This is a genomic window from Legionella steigerwaltii (genome assembly GCF_001468065.1).
Lineage (GTDB): Bacteria > Pseudomonadota > Gammaproteobacteria > Legionellales > Legionellaceae > Legionella > Legionella steigerwaltii.
Window position 1 is genome coordinate 1 of record NZ_LNYZ01000041.1, and the last position, 517, is coordinate 517.

A 517-nucleotide genomic window follows, 5' to 3' on the forward strand; every position below is an offset into this window, starting at 1 on the left:
ATTATATGCTTTTCACAATACAAGACGCTTGTGTTACCTCTTTATTTACCCTAATTTTTAATGAACGTCTGGTTACTCCAGATTAAAGTACTCTCAAAAAAATACTTTAATCTGAATAAACCCATGAATAACCCTTAAATTGGTGGAGCCGAGGAGGATCGAACTCCTGACCCCCTGCGTGCAAGGCAGGTGCTCTCCCAGCTGAGCTACGACCCCAATTTTTACTTCGATATTTTGTTTTACTCTGCGTTGCTCATGCTCCCTCACTCAGTCACATACTGATGTATGCTCCTTCATTCATTCGCATGTGCGCCTTGATTAAAACAAAATCTCTCGCAAAAATGCTTCGACTTGCGTTAGCTTTCGCTCGCGCTTTGCTCTCGCTTTCTGAGCATTTTACCATACCCTTCCAGGTATTTAGGATTCTTCATCATTTCGAAAACAAACTGTGTGGGCACTTTAATTCTCTTTAGTGCTCTTAATTTAAGGAGGTGATCCAGCCGCAGGTTCCCCTACG

The 517-nt window shown here is 42.2% G+C and carries 1 tRNA gene; it reads right to left on the bottom strand.

Going from position 1 to position 517, the window contains the following annotated elements:
* Positions 1 to 140: 140 nt before the first annotated feature.
* Positions 141 to 216: transfer RNA gene (locus tag Lstg_RS16270), tRNA-Ala, on the bottom strand.
* Positions 217 to 517: the final 301 nt, after the last annotated feature.